The sequence below is a fragment of the Halomonas sp. G11 genome (assembly GCF_001663515.1).
Classification (GTDB): Bacteria; Pseudomonadota; Gammaproteobacteria; order Pseudomonadales; family Halomonadaceae; genus Vreelandella.
The window spans coordinates 156,659-175,681 of record NZ_LYXG01000012.1 but is presented as its reverse complement, the minus strand read 5'-3'; the positions used below and the strand labels follow the sequence as shown (position 1 = coordinate 175,681).

Sequence of the window (19,023 nt, the reverse complement as noted above, 5' to 3'; positions counted from 1 at the left end):
CAATGAAATACATAACCTCCTCCCGTATTGCTAGTGTCACCAGCATCTTTCCGCAGAAGCGCAGAGAGATAAAGCCAGTCGGCTTTGTGTCACATGAAAGCGATGAAGCTGCCATGCGCGGCGACTTTATCCAGGTCGGAAAGGATATGCAAAAGGCAATTGAGCAATATGGACGAAACCCCCAGCCCTACCGGCAATGAACCCAATCAAAGCTTGAAATCAGAGCAGGGGATTCATGCACTAGAGGCACAAAGCCTCACATACTCTGGTCCGTTGCCGCCGTCTTCCGAAATGCAGCGGTACGAGGCGATCACGCCGGGTGCAGCTGATCGAATTCTCGTCATGGCTGAGCAACAGCAGCGCCATCGTCACGAACAAGAAAGCAAAGAGAATGACGCCAATTGGCGCATTGCTGAGTCAAACATACGCGCCCAAGATGCCAACATAAGCGAGATCAAGCGTGGCCAATGGATGGCTTACAGCTTGTGCGCAGGATTTATCGTCACCACGCTAGTGCTTGGGCTTAATGGGCAAGAAGTAACAGCCTCTACGTTGGGCCTTGGCGGGATCGTCGCCCTGGCGACTGTTTTTATAAAGGTGCGAAAAAAACAATAGCAGGCCCTCTGCCTTTAACTTATACCGAAATAACAAAAACCCCAGCGCACCGTGACGTTGGGGTTTTTGGTTTAATATGCTTTTCTATACTGGCCGTACAGCACCCTGAAGTCGAGATTTACTGGCGATAAGCGGCTTCTTTCAGCGCGCGAATACGGTCATCCAGCGGCGGGTGGCTGGCAAACAGCTTCTCGACCAGCGAACGCGTCTGGCCTTTGGTAATGGCCATGGCGCGCAGGGTATCGGGCATCTGGTCGGGCATTTCGGTTTCGCCTTTCAGGCGGGCTAGGGCATTGACCATGGCGCTGGTCCCCGCGAGGCGTGCGCCTGCTTCGTCGGCGCGGTATTCGCGAAAGCGGGAGAACCACGCCACGATGGCCGAGGCCGCGATACCGAAGACGATTTCAGCGACCATCACGACAGCGAAATAGCCCATGAAGCCCAGGCCGCCCTCACCATCGCTGCGGCTTTTCAGGAAGCCGTCGATCAGGTGGGCCACGACACGAGCAAAGAACATCACAAAGGTGTTCACGACCCCCTGAATCAGGGCCAGGGTGACCATGTCGCCGTTGGCCACGTGACCGATCTCGTGGGCCAGCACGGCACGGACTTCATCCGGTCGCATGCGGTTTAAAAGTCCTGCGGAAACCGCCACCAGGGCATCGTCTTTGTTCCAGCCCGTCGCAAAGGCATTGGATTGTTGTGCCGGGAAGATACCCACTTCGGGCGTCTTGATGCCGGCCTCGCGGGCCAGTTCGGCGACGGTGTCGACCAGCCACCTCTCGGTGTCATTCGACGGGTTTTCAATGATCACCGTGCCGGTACTGCGTTTGGCCATCCACTTTGAGATGAACAGCGAGATCATTGACCCCGCCATGCCGAAGATAAAGCAGAAAATCAGCAAGCCAGTGAAGTTGATGCCTTGGGCATTGAGGTAGCTTTCCACCCCAAGCAGTCTTAATGTCAGGCTGGCGACCAACAACACCGCTATATTGGTGCCTAAAAACAGCAAAATGCGCATCATGTGGCGGATTCTCCTTAGGATATAACCGTCTTGAGTGTGGCGGCGTTGAGCAGAGCGATTGCCGACGAGCCGTGCTGATTTGATTAGATACGTTCAGTGTGACCGGGTTTCAAGTGCTCGCCCCAAATATCGTGTCTTTTACTGCCGATAGCGGGCGAGAAAGTTTGCAAAGCGGTCCAGCGCATCGCCCAGTTGGTCAGCCCATGGCAGCGTGACAATGCGGACGTGATCAGGCTCTGGCCAGTTGAACGCTGTGCCCTGAACCAGCAGGATTTTCTCTTGTAACAGCAGATCAAGCACCATCTGCTGGTCGTCCTTGATGTTGAATACCTTGGGATCGAGGCGCGGGAACGCATACAGCGCGCCTTTGGGCGTAACGCACGACACCCCAGGGATGGCATTGAGTTTTTCCACGGTGATATCGCGCTGGGCCAGCAAACGTCCGCCGGGCAGGATGAGGTCATTGATCGACTGGTAGCCGCCTAGAGCCGTTTGAATGGCGTGCTGGGCGGGCACGTTGGCACACAGACGCATCGAGGCCAACATGGTCAGTCCCTGAATGAAATCCTGGGCGTGGAGCTTGGCCAGGGTGCCTGAAATGGTCATCCAGCCTGAGCGAAACCCGGCGCAGCGGTAGCTTTTCGAGAGCCCGTTCATGGTGATGACAAGTTGATCGTCATCTGCCAACGCACCGGTGGCGGTGTGTTCGACACCGTCGTAGAGAATCTTGTCGTAGATCTCATCGGAGAACACCACCAGGTTGTGCTGTTTGGCGATGTCCAGTACCTCGCGTACCACGGCGGGCGGGTAGACCGCACCGGTGGGGTTGTTGGGGTTGATCAGCACAATCGCGCGGGTGCGGCTGGTGATCTTGGCGCGAATATCGGCCATGTCCGGTGCCCAGTCCGCCTGTTCGTCGCACATGTAATGCACCCCATGGCCACCGGAAAGGTGCGCCGCGGCGGTCCACAGCGGATAATCAGGGGCGGGGATCAGCAGTTCGTCGCCGTCGTTGAGGAGTGCCTGCATGGCCATGACGATCAACTCGGAAACGCCATTACCAATGTAGATATCCTCGATGCCGACGCCGGGAATCTGTTTGCGTTGGCATTCCTGCATGATCGCCTTGCGCGCCGAGTAGAGCCCCTTGGAGTCGCAGTAACCCTGGGCGGTGGGCAGGTTGCGCATCACGTCCTGAAGAATTTCTTCGGGAGCCTCAAAGCCAAAGGGCGCAGGATTGCCGATATTGAGCTTGAGGATTCGCTGGCCTTCTTCTTCCAGGCGTTTGGCGTGGTCGAGCACCGGGCCGCGAATGTCGTAGCAGACGTTACTCAGCTTGTGGGATTTTTTAAGCGTGGGCGATTCGTGAGGTTGGGGGGTGTCCATGAGCCGTTATTTCCAAAAAGTGTCCAGTGGCCGCGCGGCATTGCCGGTCGATGCGTCATTATGCGTCGGAATGGGAGGTGCTGTCTTCGTCCTCGTGCACCGGCGGCGGTGGAATATCGTCGGGGGTTTCCAATGTCAGCCTTCCCAGCTTGCCGTCACGCAGTTCGTGCAGCAAGACTTCAGCGCCCCGGTGCAGGTCAACCGCGCCGCCGGGGCGTAGCCCGCCGCGCTTGCCCGCTATTTCCTTGAGAATAGCCTGGCCGTCGAAGCCTGCGATTGCCAAGAAATCAGGCTTTTGCGGACCGTCAGCGTCGACCTCATGGGTGCTGGATGGCGCATAGGGAGGTAACGCCTTGAGCTTGTAGCGGGCGGTCAGCGCATCCGGGTAGCGTCTGGCCAGTTCCGCGCTGGTGATGATCGCCACGTCGGTGTATTCAATCGCGGTATCACGAATCGCGCCACTGGCGGCCAGTCGATAGGCGCTGGCCTGGTCTTCAATCTTGGGCCATAGCACCCCGGGAGTGTCGACGAGCGCCACGCGGCCGTCGATGCGTACCTTCTGCTGGCGTTTGGTCACCGCTGGCTCGTTGCCGGTTTTGGCGATCTTGCGCCTTGCCAGGCCGTTGATCAGGGTCGACTTACCCACGTTGGGAATGCCCATCACCATGACGCGGACATCGCGGTCGGCTCGCACTGCCCCGGCCAGTTCGTGGCAGAGCTTGGGAATTTTTTTCAGCTCACGGGTATGGGTGGTGGTGACTGCCAGCGCGCGCGTGTCGTCCTGGGCGTCAAAAAATGCGACCCATTCGGCGGTGCGTTCCGGGTCGGCCAGGTCCGCACGGGAGAGAATCTTGAGCACCGGCTTGTGGCGAGTCAGCTCGGCAAGCATAGGGTTGGCGCTGGAGTAGGGTAGCCGCGCATCGAGCACTTCGATGACCACGTCGATTTCCGGCAACGCCTCCTGGATCTGGCGGCGGGCCTTGTTCATATGTCCGGGGAACCAGCCGAGCATGGGTCTCTCCTGCAAATTGCTAATGCGGTGCATCTTAACAGAAGGTGCTGATTAAAGGGGTTGCCGAAAAGCTGCTTAAAGCTTATTGCGGCGCCGGGCCGCCCATCATTTCCTCCAGGCGCTCTTCATCCGGCATGCCTTCGACGCGGTCCAGGCGGGTGACGCCGTCATCGGTCTGGCGCTTGAAGGCGCTGGTCGGGGTGGCGTAGAGGCCCAGACCGTCGAACAGCTGATTGTTGCTGTATACCTGTTCTTCAATTTCTCGGGGTTGGGCGCTGGCGCTGATGCGGTCGCCTTGCTTATGGCGGGCAAGGGCGGCGGCGGGGTCGTCGGCAGCGAGTAGCGTGGCCGCTTTGGCGGGGCTGTCGGCGGCCAGAATGCCGACGACGATATGGCGCAGTTGCACCTCGCCTGCTTCGACCCAGGGCCGTGCGGCCTCCCAAAAAGCCTGGCAGTAGGGGCAGTTGGGGTCGGTAAAGGTGTACACCACCCGTGGCGCGTCGCGCTGGCCGTCCTGAATCCAATAGCTGTCTTCGAGGAGCTCCCAGGTTTGTGCTTCGAGCGGTGCCCGCACATGCTTATCCAGCGCTGCTTCCTCGAGCTGGTTGTCGCCATCCTGGTCGGTCAGCGAGCCGGTGATGGCGTGCTCGCCGTCAGGGGTCAGGTAGATGGTCACTTCCTGGCCCTGACGGCTGGCACCAAAACCGCGCATGCCGCCAGGGGCGTCAAATTCGCCGTGAATCTGCAAACCTTGGTCCGCCAAGGCCTGGATGGGGGCGGGGAGTGAGTCGGCCTGGGCGATTGGCATCATGAGCATACCGAGCATGGTGCCGCCCAGTCCGGCAAGATGGCGTGATGCCGTTTGAGGCAGGGAGAGCCTGTCGCGCATGATATTCCTCGGTCGTTGCAGAATCGAGGGGATAGCGTAACGCGCAGTGCCCGAATCGGCATCTTTTTCCGGCTATTCCATGCTATGCATGGATTATCACGGGCTATACACCAGCCAGCGCACGGCGTAAGGCGGCAGTGGGTCGCTGGGTAGTCCAGAGGATGGGGTATTCAGGTCCTGCCATGACACCGATGATAATGCGTGCTGGACGTCATCGCCGAGCTGATCGAACGACAGTGGCACCTCGGTGACATTATAAAGCGCCAACAGGCGGCGACCGTCGGCCAGCGGGCCACGTTCGATGGCCAGCAGCGATGGGTCCGAGGCAAGCACGCGCTGGGCGGCGTTGGGGTGAAAACAGGGCTCTTGGCGTCGGCAGTCCAACAATCGGCTCAGCGCATTGAAAACGTCGTGGGTGGGCGTGGCAGTGCTGTCGAGGAGTAAATCGAGTTCACGGCGCTGCCAGCGGCGGCGATTGATCGAGCGCAAGCGACCGCTGCGCTCAACGCCTTCCACGTCGTTGAGGGTGCCGGTCAGGGTATGGATATACAGGGCCGGAATGCCCTGCAGGCTGAGCATGATCGCCTGGCTGCACAGGAAACGCGCAATTTGCCACGGGTCGGGGCCTTTGCGCGTGCCTTGCATGGCTTCAAACCAGGTGATGTTGATTTCGTAGGGCGTGTCGCTGCCGTCGGGGTTGCTGCGCATGCTGACAAAGCCGCCGAATCGGTGCATCAGTTCGAGCAGCGCATCGCGTTCGTGATCGGGTAGCAGGCCTTCCAGGGGGCGTACGCCGATACCGTCGTGACTGGCGGTGAAGTTTAGATAGGTGCACTGGTCGGGCAGCGGCGGCAGGCTGGCCAGCCAGGCTTGCAGGGTATGCGTTTCGCCCCGTGTCAGGGTATGCAGCAGCAGCGGTGGCAAGGTGAACTGGTAGATCATGTGGGCTTCGTCGGGCGGGCCTTCCGCCAGGCGGTCAAGCCCGAAGTAGCTGATGTTTTCGTGGTGCGGCACGTTGGTTTCGGTGATCAGCAGGGTGCCGGGGGCAACGTGGTCGACAATGGCACGCAGCAGCCGAACCACGGTGTGGGTTTCCGGCAGGTGGATACAGTTGGTTCCCAGTCGTTTCCACAGAAAGGCAACGGCATCTAGGCGCACGATACGGGTGCCCTGCTCGAGGTAAAACAGCAGGATGCCGACAAATTCCAGCAGCACATCGGGGTTTTCGAAGTTGAGGTCAAGCTGATCCTCGGAGAACGTCGCCCACAGATAGCGTGTCCCCCGGCGGGTGGATATTGGTACCAGCAACGGGCTGCTGCGCGGGCGAACCACCGCTGACACATCGGTGTCGGGGTCGACTTCGATAAAATAATCGCGCCCCGGCAGGCTGCCGCTCAGGTAATCGACAAACCATAGCGACTCCCGGGACACATGGTTGAGCACCAGGTCCGCCATCAGGTCGTAGTGGCGGGCAAGGGTTTGAATATGTTGCCAGTCCCCCAGGTCGGGGTTCACTTCCCGATAGTGGATCACTGAAAAGCCGTCGTCGCTGCTCCATGGGAAAAATGGCAGTACGTGGACGCCGCTGATACGTTCACCGAGACGCACCTGCAAAAAGTCGTCAAGCACAGCCAGGGGAGGCGTCTGGTCATCGACGATAGAGTCACCATAGGTGATCAACCACTGGTCTTTCTCGCTCCACGATGGTGCAGGCTGCCCCTGCTGCTCGGTGAAAGTCTGTGGGCCTGCTGTGGCGCTAAAATGCGCCAGGCGTTGGTTGAGGCGGCGCTGAACCTCCGCGGCGCGGGGCCCATAAAGGTGCTCCAGATAAGCGTGAACGGTATCGTCGAATGTGGTCATGAGGGTGTCCCAGTCAACAGGCTTCCACAAACGGTGCAGCTTGTGTGCCAAAACGTTACAATGATCGGTTAATAGCGCATTAACAGGTCGTATTTTGCTTTCTCGTGCAGCGCCTTTGCACGGGCCGACAACAGGTTGAACGCCATGCATTGCCCTTTTTGTGGTGCTAACGATACTCGCGTGACCGATTCGCGGTTGGTGGCCGACGGTGACCAGGTGCGTCGCCGTCGTCAGTGTGCAAGCTGCCAGGAGCGTTTTACCACCTACGAAACCGCCGAGCTGATCATGCCCCGCGTAATCAAGTCTGACGGTTCACGCGAAAGTTTCAACGAAACCAAGCTGCGTGCTGGCATGCTCCGGGCACTCGAAAAGCGGCCGGTTAGCGCGGAAGATATTGAAGCCTCCGTCGAGCGGATACGCCAGACATTACGCGCACGGGGAGACCGGGAAATTGATGCCCGCGACATTGGTGAGGCGGTCATGCAGGCGTTGAAAACCCTCGATCAGGTGGCTTACATTCGCTTTGCCTCGGTGTATCGCAAATTTCAGGATCTGGATGAATTCCGGGCTGAGATTGATCGCCTGTCCCAGGAGCCTGCCGACGGCAGGCCCTCATCGTGAGTGCCACCTTGTCTAGCGTCGATGATCGGTTCAGTGCCGATGACCATCGTTATATGGCCCGCGCGCTGGTGCTGGCCGCGCACGGTCTGTATACCACCGACCCCAACCCTCGTGTCGGCTGCGTGCTGGTTCGCGACGGTGAGGTGGTGGGCGAGGGCTATCACCGCTATGCGGGTGAGGCGCATGCGGAAATCAACGCCTTGACTGCCGCGGGCGGCAGCGCCCGTGGGGCGACCGCCTATGTCACGCTGGAGCCGTGTTCGCATACGGGGCGCACCGGGCCTTGTGCGTTGGCGCTTCAAGAAGCCCAGGTGGCGCGAGTCGTGGTCGCCATGGTCGACCCCAATCCGCAGGTCAGCGGCCGGGGGATTCGCCTGTTGGAAGAAGCGGGGATCGAGGTGTCAGTTGGGTTGCTGGAGGCGGACGCTTGCGCGCTCAATCCTGGCTTTATCGCCCGCATGGCAACCCAACGTCCTTTTGTGCGCATGAAGATGGCGATGAGCCTCGATGGTCGCACCGCCATGGGGTCGGGGGAATCCCAATGGATTACTGGCCCCGAGGCGCGCGCCCAGGTCCAGCGGTTACGCGCTCGTTCCAGTGCGATCCTGAGTGGCGTGGAGTCCGTCATCATGGATGATTCGCGTCTGACGGTTCGTGCCGAACAGCTCGGCTTGGATAATGCCGCTGATATCGCCAACCGCCAGCCGCTGCGGGTGATTGTCGACAGCCGGTTGCGGTTGCCGCTGGCAGCCGCCTGTTTACGAGCCCCCGGACGCACTCTGGTCGTTACCACTTCCCGGGAGGCTGAAAAGCACGAGCGACTGATTGACGCAGGGGCAGAGGTACAGGTGTTATCCGCTGATGCCCAGGGCCGGGTAGATCTGTCTGTTCTGCTTGAGTGGCTGGCGGCCAATGAAGATGTCAATGAACTGCTGGTCGAGACCGGCGCCACGCTTGCGGGTGCCATGCTCAGCGCGGGATTGATCGATGAAATGCAGCTGTTTGTTGCGCCGACGCTGCTGGGTGGCGATGCCAGACCCTTGTTTACCCTGTCAGGGCTCACCCAGATGGCCGACCAGCAGCGCCTCACTATTCACGATATGCGGGCCGTTGGACAGGATTGGCGGATTATCGCTTCGCCGTTGGTGACTGGCACGAGCGACGATACCAAGGTACCCTGACGCGCGAAATCGCACCCATTGCGACAATTTTTATTGGAGATTCCATGGCGCACGCTTCCTCTGGGGGATTAGCCCCCATTGCTGAACTTGTCGACGATATTCGCCAGGGCAAAATGGTGATCCTCATGGACGACGAGGATCGCGAAAATGAAGGCGATATCATCATGGCCGCTGAAAAAGTCCAGGCGGAGCATATCAACTTCATGGCGCGTTTTGCCCGTGGCTTGATCTGTTTGCCGATGACACGGGCGCGCTGCGAGCAGCTGAATCTACCGCTGATGGTACGTGACAACGGTTCGGGGTTTGGCACCAAGTTCACCCTGTCGATCGAAGCAACCGAAGGCGTGACGACGGGGATTTCCGCCGCTGACCGGGCGCGGACCGTCCAGGCCGCTGTCGCCCCGCATGCCAAGCCCACGGATATCGTCCAGCCGGGGCATATCTTTCCTCTGATGGCCGAACCCGGCGGTGTGTTGCGTCGTGCCGGCCATACCGAGGCCGCCTGCGACCTGGCGGCCCTGGCGGGCTGTGATCCGAGCGGTGTAATTTGCGAGGTCATGAACGACGATGGCAGCATGGCGCGCCGTCCCGAGCTTGAAGCATTTGCTGAAGAGCACGGCATCAAGATGGGCACCATTGCCGATTTGATCCACTACCGCATCGTCAATGAGCAGACAGTCGACCATATTGAAGCCTCGCCGATCATGACCACCCAGGGCGAGATGATGCTGCATGTGTTTCGCGACCGTATTCAGGGCGCGCATCACTTGGCCCTGGTCAACGGCCAGCCAACACCCGCACAGCCTACGACGGTGCGGGTCCACCTGGCCGACACCTTGCGCGATGTGCTGGGGCTGACCAAAGGCGAGCAATGTCGCTGGGATGCCCAGCGAGCGCTGGTCGAAATAGCCGAGGCCCCCACGGGCGTACTGGTGCTGATTGATGACGGGCGCCCGAATCAAGACCTTAAAGACCAGTTGGATATTTTCCTGGAGCGCGTGCGCCAGCCCCGCACCAGCGATTCTGACGGCGCAGGTAATTACTTAACGATCGGCACCGGCTCGCAAATACTGCGCCATCTTGGTGTGGGTAAAATGCGTTTGCTCAGTTCGCCCTGGAAGTTCTCGGCACTTTCCGGCTTTGACCTGGAAGTCGTCGAGCGGCTGGGGCCGAACGATACGTCCGATGAGTCCACCTCTTAGCCGGTATACACTTTAGCAGGTATAAATTGATGCAATCCCTTTCTCAAGTTGAAGGTACCTTTGTCGACGTTGATGGCCGTTATGTCATCGTGGTTGGCCGTTTCAATCACCACGTCGTCGATAGTCTGGTGGAGGGCGCCGTCGACAGCCTGGTTCGCCATGGCGTTGATATGGAGCACATCGACATTGTGCATGTCCCCGGCGCCTGGGAACTGCCGCTGGCCGTCAAGCGTGTCCTCAAGGTGGTGAAACCTGACGCGGTCATCGCCCTGGGGGCGGTGATACGGGGCGGTACGCCGCACTTTGAATATGTGGCGGGCGGCTGCAACACCGCCCTCAACCAGCTGCAGCTCGAGTTCGATACGCCAATCGCCAACGGCGTGCTGACCGTGGAGTCGATCGAGCAGGCCATCGAGCGTGCCGGTACCAAAGCCGGTAACAAAGGGACCGAAGCGGCCATGGCGGCCATGGAAATGGTGTCGCTGTTGCGCGCTATTGCGTCGGGTGATGCTCATGAGTGAACGTCGCGAGCGCAAACCCTCGGCTGCCCAGCAAGGCCGACAGGCGGCGCGTGAGCTGGCGGTGCAGGGGCTGTATCAGTGGCACATGACCGGTAAACCGATCAACACCATTGAAGCCGAGTTCCGCAGCCATCTGCCCGATGCCGACATGGAAGATTATGAGAATTGGGCCAAGGTGATGGAAATTGCCGATAAGGCGCTGTTTCACGAGCTGTTGATCAATACGTCCCGTTTCAAGGCAGAGTTGGACCGTGAGATAGCGCCGTTGCTTGACCGCCGTCTGGAAGACCTGGATGCCGTCGAGCTGGCCATCCTTCGCCTGGGGGCCTACGAATTGTCGCGGCGTATGGAAGTGCCTTATCGCGTGGTCATTAACGAAGGCGTTGAGTTGGCCAAGTCGTTTGGTGCCACCGACGGCCATAAATACGTGAACGGTATTCTCGACAAGTTAGCTATTCGCTTGCGGAGTGCTGAAGTCAGTGCGCGTCGTCGCTAACCGGCCCCATGGACCGGGTAACGGCGCGTTCTTGCTGACGCTGCGTTCAAGGGGCCTTTGTGCTTGCCGAATTTGATCTGATTCGACGTTATTTCACGTTGCCGACCCATGACGTCCACCAGCAGGGTGTGGCGCTGGGGATCGGCGATGACGCTGCCTTGCTTAACCCGCAACCAGGCCGCCAGCTTGTGGTGAGCGTGGATACGTCGGTGGTGGACGTTCACTTCCCCGGCGACGCGCCCGCTGAGGCCATTGGGCACCGTGCGCTGGCCGTGGCCCTGAGTGACCTGGCCGCCATGGGGGCGACGTCACGCTGGTGCGTGATGGCGCTGACACTTGATCAGTCGCAGTTTGCTGACGATAACGCTGCCGATGCCTGGCTCTCGGGCTATGCGCAGGGTTTTGCCACACTGGCCGGTCGGCACGCCACAACGCTGGTGGGTGGCGACGTCACGTCGGGCCTGCTTTCCATCGCCGTGACCGTCATGGGGGATGTGCCCAATGCCACGGCGCTGACGCGTAGCGGTGCCCGACCTGGCGATGTGATTGCGGTGACCGGCGCCCTGGGTGGGGGAACTGGCGGTTTGGCGCTGTGGCAACAGGGTGAACGCGACAGCGCACACCCGCTGCTTGAGCGCTATTTATGGCCCACGCCGCGCTTGGCCGCAGGTGAAGCGCTGCGCGAGTGGGCGACTGCGGCGATCGATATTTCAGACGGACTGTTAGCTGACCTGGGCCATCTGCGCGAGGCGTCTGGCGTAGGTGCAAGGTTATCGCTGGAGGCATTGCCCCTGGCTGAAGGCCTGGAACAGGCCCTGGGTCCAGAAACGGCTCGCCAGGCCGCATTGACCGGCGGCGACGACTATGAACTATTGGTGACGTTGCCCTCGGCTCATGTCGAAAAAGCGCGCCAGCAGCTGGCAGTGTCAGGCGTTCCGCTCCACGTGATTGGTGAGTGCAGCGACATCCCAGGCGTGCATGGACTTCCCGTTCAGCGCTATCACGGCTGGCAGCATTTCAAGGGAGAGACGCCATGAATCATGCCCCTGGGAGCGTTTGGCGTCGGCCCACGCATTTTTTTGCCTTCGGGCTTGGCAGCGGTGCCGTGCCCTTTGCGCCGGGTACGTTTGGCACGCTGGCGGCGATTCCTTTTTATTGGTTAATGGCCGATTTATCGCTAGGCTGGTATGCAAGCATCGTTTTTGTCGCCTTTGTGGTTGGCGTATGGCTATGTGATAGAACGTCCCACGATTTGGGCGTGCATGATCACTCCGGGATCGTTTGGGATGAATTTGTCGGCTACTGGATCACCATGGCGGCAGTGCCGTTTTCATGGGAGTCCGCACTGTGGGGCTTTGTGGTGTTCCGCATTTTCGATGTGTTCAAACCTTGGCCCATCCGCTGGGCGGACCGACGGGTGGCCGGCGGGTTTGGCATCATGATCGATGATGTGATGGCAGGGATCTACGCCTGGAGCATAATGCATCTGTGGTTTTGGTTGCATTGACCGTTTAATAGCGCTGCGCGTTGGCGCGTTTGGCTCAAGGGAGATGCCATGCGCAAGGAACGTTTGATTGTCCCCGTTCTGGCGATCATAGCTGTGCTATGGGTAGCGGCACAGCTGCTTTCCAGCGTGTTGTTCGAGCGCAGTCTGCGTCAGGCGCTGGATGATCTGGCCGCCCGGGGCGAGTGGCGGGTGACGCGTACCGAAAGCGATCAGGGGTGGTTAAGTTCGCAGGGTCGGTTGATTCTTTCGCCTTTGCTCGGGCGGCCCTGGCGTCTGGAGCTTAACTATACCGCCCGCCACGGTATTTTAAGCACCGACGTGGAAGGCACGCTTTTACCCCGCCTCGATACCGTCCTCCAGCAAGCGCTGGGCGAAGTCTCTGCGCCTTCCGTGCCACGTTGGCAGGGCACCTACCACACCTTGAGTGGACACAGCGAGCTGCGTCTGGCGCTGGCTCCCTTCGTTATCCAGCAAAACGGCAGAGAGTTAACGGTGCGCGGTGGTCGGCTGCGCTTAGAGGGGGTTTACGGCGATTGGCGACTGCGGGCGATGATGGATCAACTGACGATTACCGATGGTCCGGCGGAGCTGCGTATCGGGCCTTCGGCGTTGGAGAGCCGTTACACCTACACCGAGGATGCCTATCACTTTACTCAGTCCGATTCCCTGCATATCGATAACGTGGCGCTGACTTACCCCGCCTTTGATGTGCATATGGCGCCGATTGACCTCAGCAGCCGGATGATGCTCGATGAGCAGGAGTTGCGCCTGAAAGGCGAACTGCGTATCGGTGAGGTCAGTGTGCCTTCCGAAGCGCCGGACACGCCGTTACTGCAAAACGCCCATACGGTAATGGAGCTTTCGCGGATCAATGCCGATGCGGTGCGCGATACCATTCGTCAACTGCGCCAGGAGGCTGCCTGGGGAGATGCCCGCCTACCTTTGGCGGAGGGAACCCTGACACGCCTGAAGCCCGATTTGCGACAGCTGTTAAGCGATTCACCGCGGCTGGATGTCTCGACCATCGCTGCCGACAGCCCGCTGCTGGGAATTCGGCTGGATGCCGATGGCGCCCTGTTCTTTGATAACCGCCAACTCGATGAACTGGACATCACCAAGCTGGATGAGCCTGAAGAGCAGGCGCGCTGGCGGGAGCGTATCGACGGGGACTTTACCTGGCACGATGCGCCGACCGTCGCGGCCCTCTGGCTGGGGTTGCCGTTGGGTACCCAGGAGCTGGCATTCGACGTGGTGCGTGGCCAGTGGCGCGTCAATGGTCGTCCCATGCCTGATCTATGGCCCTGACCGTCAACGGTTGAAGTTTGTCTGATGTGCCCGCATTTCCTTCACAAAGCCGAGCGGCAATCGCCACCGGCAGGTGTTGATTGGAGGGTGCATGAGCGACCAGGAATTCGACCGAGACGACCAATTTAACGTGCAGGACGACAGCGACCCGACTTCGCAGGGTGAGGAAGACCAATTCCGATCAGATGGTGAGCGTGTCAGCTCAATGGTGCCCGCCAGTGACATGCTACCCGAACGTATCTACCTGTTACCGATCCATAATCGGCCCTTCTTTCCCGCCCAGGTGCAGCCGTTGGTCATCAACCGTGAGCGCTGGGAAGAAACCATGCGCCGGGTGGGCAATACCCCGCACCAGACCGTGGGGGTTGCCTATGTGGGCGAGCAAGGGATCGACGACCTGGATAGCGAAGGCTTTCCGACCATTGGCACGGCGGTCAAAGTCCACAAGATGAAGGGTGAGGATCAGCAGATCCAGTTTATTGCCCGAGGGGTGCAGCGCTTCAAGATCCAGCGTTGGCTTTCCAGCACGCCGCCTTACCTGGTTGAGGTGAGCTACCCGAAAGAGCCGGTGGATGCAGAAAACGAAGAAACCCGCGCCTATGCGATGGCGATTATTAATGGGATCAAGGAATTACTGCCCATTAATCCACTCTACGGTGAGGAGCTGAAACACTACCTGAACCGCTTCAGTCCGCACCAGCCAGGCCCGCTGACTGATTTTGCCGCGGCGATCACGTCGGCCAAGGGACCGGAGCTTCAGGATGTGCTGTCGACGCTGGATGTTGCCGAGCGGATGCAGAAGGTACTGCCGCTGCTGCGCAAGGAAATCGACGTTGCCCAGCTGCAAAGCGAAATCAGCGAGCAGGTCAACGCGCAGATGCAGGAGCGCCAGCGTGAGTTCTTCCTGCGCGAGCAGTTGAAGGTCATTCAGCGCGAGCTGGGCATTTCCAAGGACGACCGCGAAAACGATGTGGATACCTTCCGCGCCCGCCTGGAGTCACTGGTGGTGCCCGAGCGGGTTCAATCGCGGATTGACGATGAACTGGACAAGCTCAGCGTACTGGAAACCGGTTCGCCTGAGTACGGCACCACGCGCAATTATCTGGACTGGCTGACGTCGCTGCCATGGGGCGTGACCAGCCCGGATCAATTGGATCTGAATCATGCCCGGCAAGTCCTGGACCGTGATCACGACGGCTTGAAAGACGTCAAGGAACGGATTGTTGAATTTCTCGCCGAAGGGTCCTTCAAGGGTGATGTTGGCGGCTCGATCCTGCTGCTGGTAGGCCCGCCCGGCGTGGGTAAAACCTCTGTCGGCCGTTCGATTGCCGAGGCGCTGGGGCGTCAGTTCTATCGCTTTTCTGTCGGCGGCATGCGCGATGAAGCCGAGATCAAGGGGCACCGTCGTACCTATGTCGGCGCGATGCCCGGCAAGCTGATCCAGGCGTTCAAGGAAGTCGAAGTCGAGAATCCGGTGATCATGCTGGATGAGATCGACAAGCTGGGCCAGTCCTTCCAGGGGGATCCGGCATCGGCACTGCTCGAGGTGCTCGACCCGGAGCAGAACGTCGATTTCCTCGACCACTATCTGGATGTCCGCATGGACCTCTCCAAGGTGCTGTTCGTGTGTACGGCCAACACCCTGGATTCCATACCCAGTGCGCTCTTGGATCGCATGGAGCAAATTCGCCTGTCGGGCTACATCGCCGAGGAAAAGCTGGCCATTGCCAAGCACCATCTATGGCCCAAGCTGCTCAAGCGCGACAACCTGCCCAAGAAGCGCATTCAGCTCAGTGACGCCGCGCTCAAGCAAGTGATTGAGGGCTACGCCCGGGAAGCAGGGGTGCGTCAGTTGGAGAAACAGCTGCACCGCATTGTGCGCAAGGCGGCCGTCAAGCTGCTGGAAGATGACGTTGAGACCGTCAAGGTGTCGGTGAAGAACCTTGAAGAATTCCTGGGCGCGCCCATCTTCCGCAAGGAAAAAGTCCTCAAAGGCGAAGGCGTGGTGACCGGGCTTGCCTGGACAGCGATGGGCGGCGCCACCTTGCCCATTGAGGCGGGCAAGGTTCATTCACTGGATCGCGGCTTCAAGCTTACCGGCAAACTTGGCGATGTCATGCAGGAGTCGGCCAATATTGCCTACAGCTATACGCTTGGCCATCTGCAGGAATACGGTGCCGATAGCGACTTTTTCGACTCTGCCTTTGTGCACTTGCATGTGCCGGAGGGCGCCACGCCCAAGGATGGCCCCTCGGCGGGGGTCAGCATGACGACGGCGCTGCTGTCACTGGCGAGGCATCAGGCCATAGACCGGCCGCTGGCCATGACGGGGGAATTGACACTCACCGGCCAGGTGCTGCCCGTGGGCGGGATTCGCGAAAAAGTGATTGCGGCGCGCCGCAGTGACATCTTTGAAGTCATCCTGCCAGAGGCAAACCGGCGTGATTATGAAGAGCTGCCCGATTACCTCAGAGAGGGCATGACGGTGCACTTTGCCAACCGCTATCGTGACGTGGCCAAGGTCGTATTCAAATAGCTAATTAAGCGAATGAATAATTGACTTGCTTAATTGATGATGCGGCTATCGATTATCATCGTTAAATTAGGCGCTCTGGCAATTAACGTTTAGCCCTGTATAACCTTTTAAACGCTACCCCTTTGGGTAGCGTTTTTTTCTTTGTAGATCACTATTTAGTTTTTACGCTCAAGGTCGATATCGGTAAAAGCTTTTCAAAAAAATACATTCTCCACAGGGATCACTATGCGCAACAACCAACCCATCACGCAGCAAGAATACCCATTAACCGAAGAGACCGTACTGATATCGCGCTCGGATTTGAAAGGCAACGTGACCTACGCGAACCCGACGTTTGTTGAAGTGAGCGGTTACTCCCGCGATGAGTTGATTGGCGCGCCGCATAATTTAATTCGACACCCGGATATGCCCGAAGCGGCCTTTGCGGATTTATGGAAAACCCTGAAGTCAGGCACTACCTGGCAGGGGCTGGTCAAGAACCGCCGCAAAAATGGTGATCATTACTGGGTGCATGCCACGCTTGCCCCGCTGCGCGACGGTGACCGTATCGTGGGCTACACCTCGGTACGCCGAAAAGCCAGTCCCAAGGCCGTGGCCAAGGCGGAAAAGGTCTACGCCGAAATGCGTGAGAAGGGTAAATCCAGGCATTACACCCTGGTACGCGGTGCGATTCGACGCAAGGGGCTGACAGGCATCATCTCGCGCTTCAAGCTTACGAGCCTGCGCGCTAAATTGATCGGCATGGTGTTAGCGTCAGTATTGCTGCTTGGAATGGCAGGCGCTCTGGGTATCTACGGATTGATGGCCTCTGGCGAGCGTCTGACGACGCTGAGCCGCTCTGGTTTGGACAACGTGGCCAGTTTGCAGCATATCGAACAAACCGTGGGCCAGGTGCTGGAGCAGTTGGAGCCTGCCGTACGCAATCCGCGCAGCGTGGAGGCCGACGAGCTGTCCGAGGCCCTGGCGGTTCGACTGGATAATTTGCAGGCCCGCTGGGAAGCCTATGAGGCGAATGAAGGCGCCGACAGCCAGGCGCTAGCATCCTTTGGCAGTGCGCTGAACAACTGGAGCGGCGGTGTGGAGCAGGCAACAACGGCGCTAGTCGATGGCAACGGCTTCGGCGCTTTTGAAGCGTTGAACGACGTTGTGCTTCCTAGCACGAGCACTCTGCGCGAGCAGGCCAGCCAGCTGGTAGAAAATGAACGCAGCACAGCCGAGGAAATGTTGGCAGAAGCGGAGCAAGGCCGCCAGCAGATGCTGGTTGCCCAACTGGTGCTAGTGGGCCTGGGCGCGCTGATCATGATCGGGTTGAGCGTACTGATTCTGAAATCGGTAATGCGCAGTCTGGCTGGCGCACGTTATGTGACCTTCCAGATTGCTGCCGGTAACCTGGCGGCCCGGGAGCGTCGCCAAACCGGTGATGAGCTGGGCGAGCTACTCTACTCCCTCGACACAATGCGTTTCAGCCTGTCGGGTATCGTGGGTGACGTTGAAAACCGTGTCTCGGTGGTTACCCCGGCCATTCAGCAGATCGCCGCCGAAAACGAGGAACTGGCCTCGCGTACCGAGCAGCAGGCATCGTCGCTGCAGGAGACGGCTTCCAGCATGGAAGAGATGACCTCGACCGTGCAGCAGAACACCGATAACGCCCGTCAGGCGAGCGAGCTGGCGGTTCAGAACGCGAAGAGCACCCAGGAAACCGGCGAACAGATGCAGCAGCTGGTGGAGCGCATGCAGCGGATTGCCCAAAGCGCTGAAAAAATGACCGAGATGATCAGTGTGATCGACGGCATTGCCTTCCAGACCAATATCCTTGCCCTGAACGCCTCGGTTGAGGCAGCCCGGGCGGGGGAGCACGGCCGCGGATTCGCGGTGGTGGCCAGCGAAGTGCGCAATCTGGCCGGCCGCAGTGCCGAGGCGGCTCAGGAAATTCGCCGCATGATCGACAGCACCACCCAGGAAGTCACCGGCGGTCGCAGTGCTGTCGAGGTGGCAGAGAAGGCCATTGATTCGGTCATGCGCCAGGCCAGCAAAGTAAGCGAACTGATGGAGTCGATCAGTACGGCGTCCAGTGAGCAGAGTAGCGGCATCGGCCAGATCAACTCGGCGATTGCCGAGATGGACGATGTGACGCAACAAAATGCCACCAAGGTGCAGTCGATCGCCGCGTCGGCGGATAATCTGTCTCTGGAAGCTTTCGAATTGGCTAACGTGGTGGATGCGTTCCGCCTGGAAGGGGCTCAGGAAGAGAGCATCAAAATAGCTCGCGCGCACCTGGAAAGGGTGAATCAAGCGACTGCAAAAACCACCAAGTCACTGCCCAACCACTCTGCCACGTCAAAAGGTCGCGAAGTGGAAAGTGAAACTGCGGATCAGTGGGATGAGTTTTAACCCCGGGATTCGCCCAGATAATTGCGCCCGCCACTTGGCGGGCGCAATGGGTAGAGCTCATTCGTCGGGGTGGAACTCAAGCGCTACCGAGTTGATGCAGTAACGCAACCCGGTGCTTTGGGGAGGACCGTCAGGGAAAACATGACCCAGGTGGGCATCGCAGTGGGAACACACCACTTCGGTGCGCACCATGCCATGTGACGCGTCCTGGTGCTCTTCGACGCAGCGGTTGCCAAGCGGGCGGTCAAAGCTTGGCCAGCCGCAGCCCGCATCAAACTTGTGTTCGTTCTCGAACAGAGGGGCATGGCAGCAAACACAGTGGTAAATACCCTGCACTTCTCTGACCTGGTAGTCCCCGGTAAACGGCCGCTCGGTGCCTTTTTCGCGGGTAACACGGTACTGTTCCGGCGTGAGTTGTTCTTGCCATTGATCCGGGGATTTTTCGATTTTTGCCATGGGGGTCTCCTCTCCCGCTTC

The 19,023-nt window shown here is 59.3% G+C and carries 18 protein-coding genes; 12 read left to right on the top strand and 6 right to left on the bottom strand.

What is annotated here, in order from left to right; all coding sequences use genetic code 11:
• Positions 1-2: 2 nt before the first annotated feature.
• Positions 3-200 (top strand): hypothetical protein, encoded by a 198-nt coding sequence (locus ADS46_RS18850; protein ID WP_066317987.1) that lies wholly within the window; start codon positions 3-5, stop codon positions 198-200.
• Positions 169-615: a DUF2335 domain-containing protein gene (locus tag ADS46_RS06800; RefSeq protein WP_066317986.1), complete on the top strand. Its 447-nt coding sequence runs from the start codon at positions 169-171 to the stop codon at positions 613-615. Before ADS46_RS18850 ends, ADS46_RS06800 begins: the two co-directional genes overlap by 32 nt.
• A 118-nt stretch (positions 616-733) precedes the next feature.
• Here the strand turns inward: ADS46_RS06800 and htpX are convergent, their stop codons facing one another.
• The 5 genes from htpX to ADS46_RS06775 form a co-directional block, all read right to left on the bottom strand.
• Positions 734-1,639 (bottom strand): protease HtpX, encoded by a 906-nt coding sequence (htpX, locus tag ADS46_RS06795; RefSeq protein WP_066317979.1) that lies wholly within the window; start codon positions 1,637-1,639, stop codon positions 734-736.
• Positions 1,640-1,777: 138 nt separating this feature from the next.
• A complete protein-coding gene (locus ADS46_RS06790; RefSeq protein WP_066317978.1) occupies positions 1,778-3,025 on the bottom strand; it encodes a pyridoxal phosphate-dependent aminotransferase in 1,248 nt (415 codons plus the stop codon).
• Between the two features lie 58 nt (positions 3,026-3,083).
• Positions 3,084-4,037 (bottom strand): ribosome biogenesis GTPase YlqF, encoded by a 954-nt coding sequence (ylqF, locus tag ADS46_RS06785; RefSeq protein ID WP_066317977.1) that lies wholly within the window; start codon positions 4,035-4,037, stop codon positions 3,084-3,086.
• Between the two features lie 82 nt (positions 4,038-4,119).
• Positions 4,120-4,926: a thiol:disulfide interchange protein DsbG gene (dsbG, locus tag ADS46_RS06780; RefSeq protein ID WP_420706103.1), complete on the bottom strand. Its 807-nt coding sequence runs from the start codon at positions 4,924-4,926 to the stop codon at positions 4,120-4,122.
• Positions 4,927-5,022: 96 nt separating this feature from the next.
• Positions 5,023-6,786: a sugar phosphorylase gene (locus ADS46_RS06775; protein WP_066317976.1), complete on the bottom strand. Its 1,764-nt coding sequence runs from the start codon at positions 6,784-6,786 to the stop codon at positions 5,023-5,025.
• A 144-nt stretch (positions 6,787-6,930) separates the two neighbouring features.
• Between ADS46_RS06775 and nrdR the strand changes: the two genes are divergently transcribed.
• The 10 genes from nrdR to ADS46_RS06725 all read left to right on the top strand — a co-directional run bounded on the left by nrdR (position 6,931) and on the right by ADS46_RS06725 (position 18,546).
• Positions 6,931-7,407: a transcriptional regulator NrdR gene (nrdR, locus tag ADS46_RS06770; RefSeq protein ID WP_066317975.1), complete on the top strand. Its 477-nt coding sequence runs from the start codon at positions 6,931-6,933 to the stop codon at positions 7,405-7,407.
• Entirely contained in the window at positions 7,404-8,588 is a 1,185-nt protein-coding gene (ribD, locus tag ADS46_RS06765) for a bifunctional diaminohydroxyphosphoribosylaminopyrimidine deaminase/5-amino-6-(5-phosphoribosylamino)uracil reductase RibD (RefSeq protein WP_267886944.1), read from the top strand. The genes nrdR and ribD overlap by 4 nt, the downstream gene beginning before the upstream one ends.
• Before the next feature lie 44 nt (positions 8,589-8,632).
• A complete protein-coding gene (gene ribBA / locus ADS46_RS06760; protein WP_066317969.1) occupies positions 8,633-9,790 on the top strand; it encodes a bifunctional 3,4-dihydroxy-2-butanone-4-phosphate synthase/GTP cyclohydrolase II in 1,158 nt (385 codons plus the stop codon).
• A gap of 29 nt (positions 9,791-9,819) precedes the next feature.
• Complete coding sequence (ribE, locus tag ADS46_RS06755) at positions 9,820-10,311, top strand: 6,7-dimethyl-8-ribityllumazine synthase (RefSeq protein WP_066317967.1); 492 nt, start codon at positions 9,820-9,822, stop codon at positions 10,309-10,311.
• Positions 10,304-10,807, top strand: a complete 504-nt coding sequence (gene nusB / locus ADS46_RS06750) for a transcription antitermination factor NusB (protein ID WP_066317961.1) — start codon at positions 10,304-10,306, stop codon at positions 10,805-10,807. Before ribE ends, nusB begins: the two co-directional genes overlap by 8 nt.
• Positions 10,808-10,866: 59 nt before the next feature.
• Positions 10,867-11,844 (top strand): thiamine-phosphate kinase, encoded by a 978-nt coding sequence (gene thiL / locus ADS46_RS06745; RefSeq protein WP_066317951.1) that lies wholly within the window; start codon positions 10,867-10,869, stop codon positions 11,842-11,844.
• The gene (locus ADS46_RS06740) at positions 11,841-12,314 is read left to right on the top strand and encodes a phosphatidylglycerophosphatase A (protein WP_066317950.1); all 474 of its coding nucleotides are present in this window, start codon (positions 11,841-11,843) and stop codon (positions 12,312-12,314) included. Before thiL ends, ADS46_RS06740 begins: the two co-directional genes overlap by 4 nt.
• A 48-nt stretch (positions 12,315-12,362) precedes the next feature.
• Positions 12,363-13,619: a DUF945 family protein gene (locus ADS46_RS06735; RefSeq protein WP_066317948.1), complete on the top strand. Its 1,257-nt coding sequence runs from the start codon at positions 12,363-12,365 to the stop codon at positions 13,617-13,619.
• Between the two features lie 91 nt (positions 13,620-13,710).
• Entirely contained in the window at positions 13,711-16,155 is a 2,445-nt protein-coding gene (gene lon / locus ADS46_RS06730) for an endopeptidase La (protein WP_066317947.1), read from the top strand.
• A 225-nt stretch (positions 16,156-16,380) separates the two neighbouring features.
• Positions 16,381-18,546 (top strand): PAS domain-containing methyl-accepting chemotaxis protein, encoded by a 2,166-nt coding sequence (locus tag ADS46_RS06725; RefSeq protein ID WP_066317944.1) that lies wholly within the window; start codon positions 16,381-16,383, stop codon positions 18,544-18,546.
• Positions 18,547-18,603: 57 nt separating this feature from the next.
• Here ADS46_RS06725 and msrB read toward each other — a convergent pair whose 3' ends face one another.
• A complete protein-coding gene (gene msrB, locus ADS46_RS06720; protein WP_066317941.1) occupies positions 18,604-19,002 on the bottom strand; it encodes a peptide-methionine (R)-S-oxide reductase MsrB in 399 nt (132 codons plus the stop codon).
• Positions 19,003-19,023 lie beyond the last annotated feature (21 nt).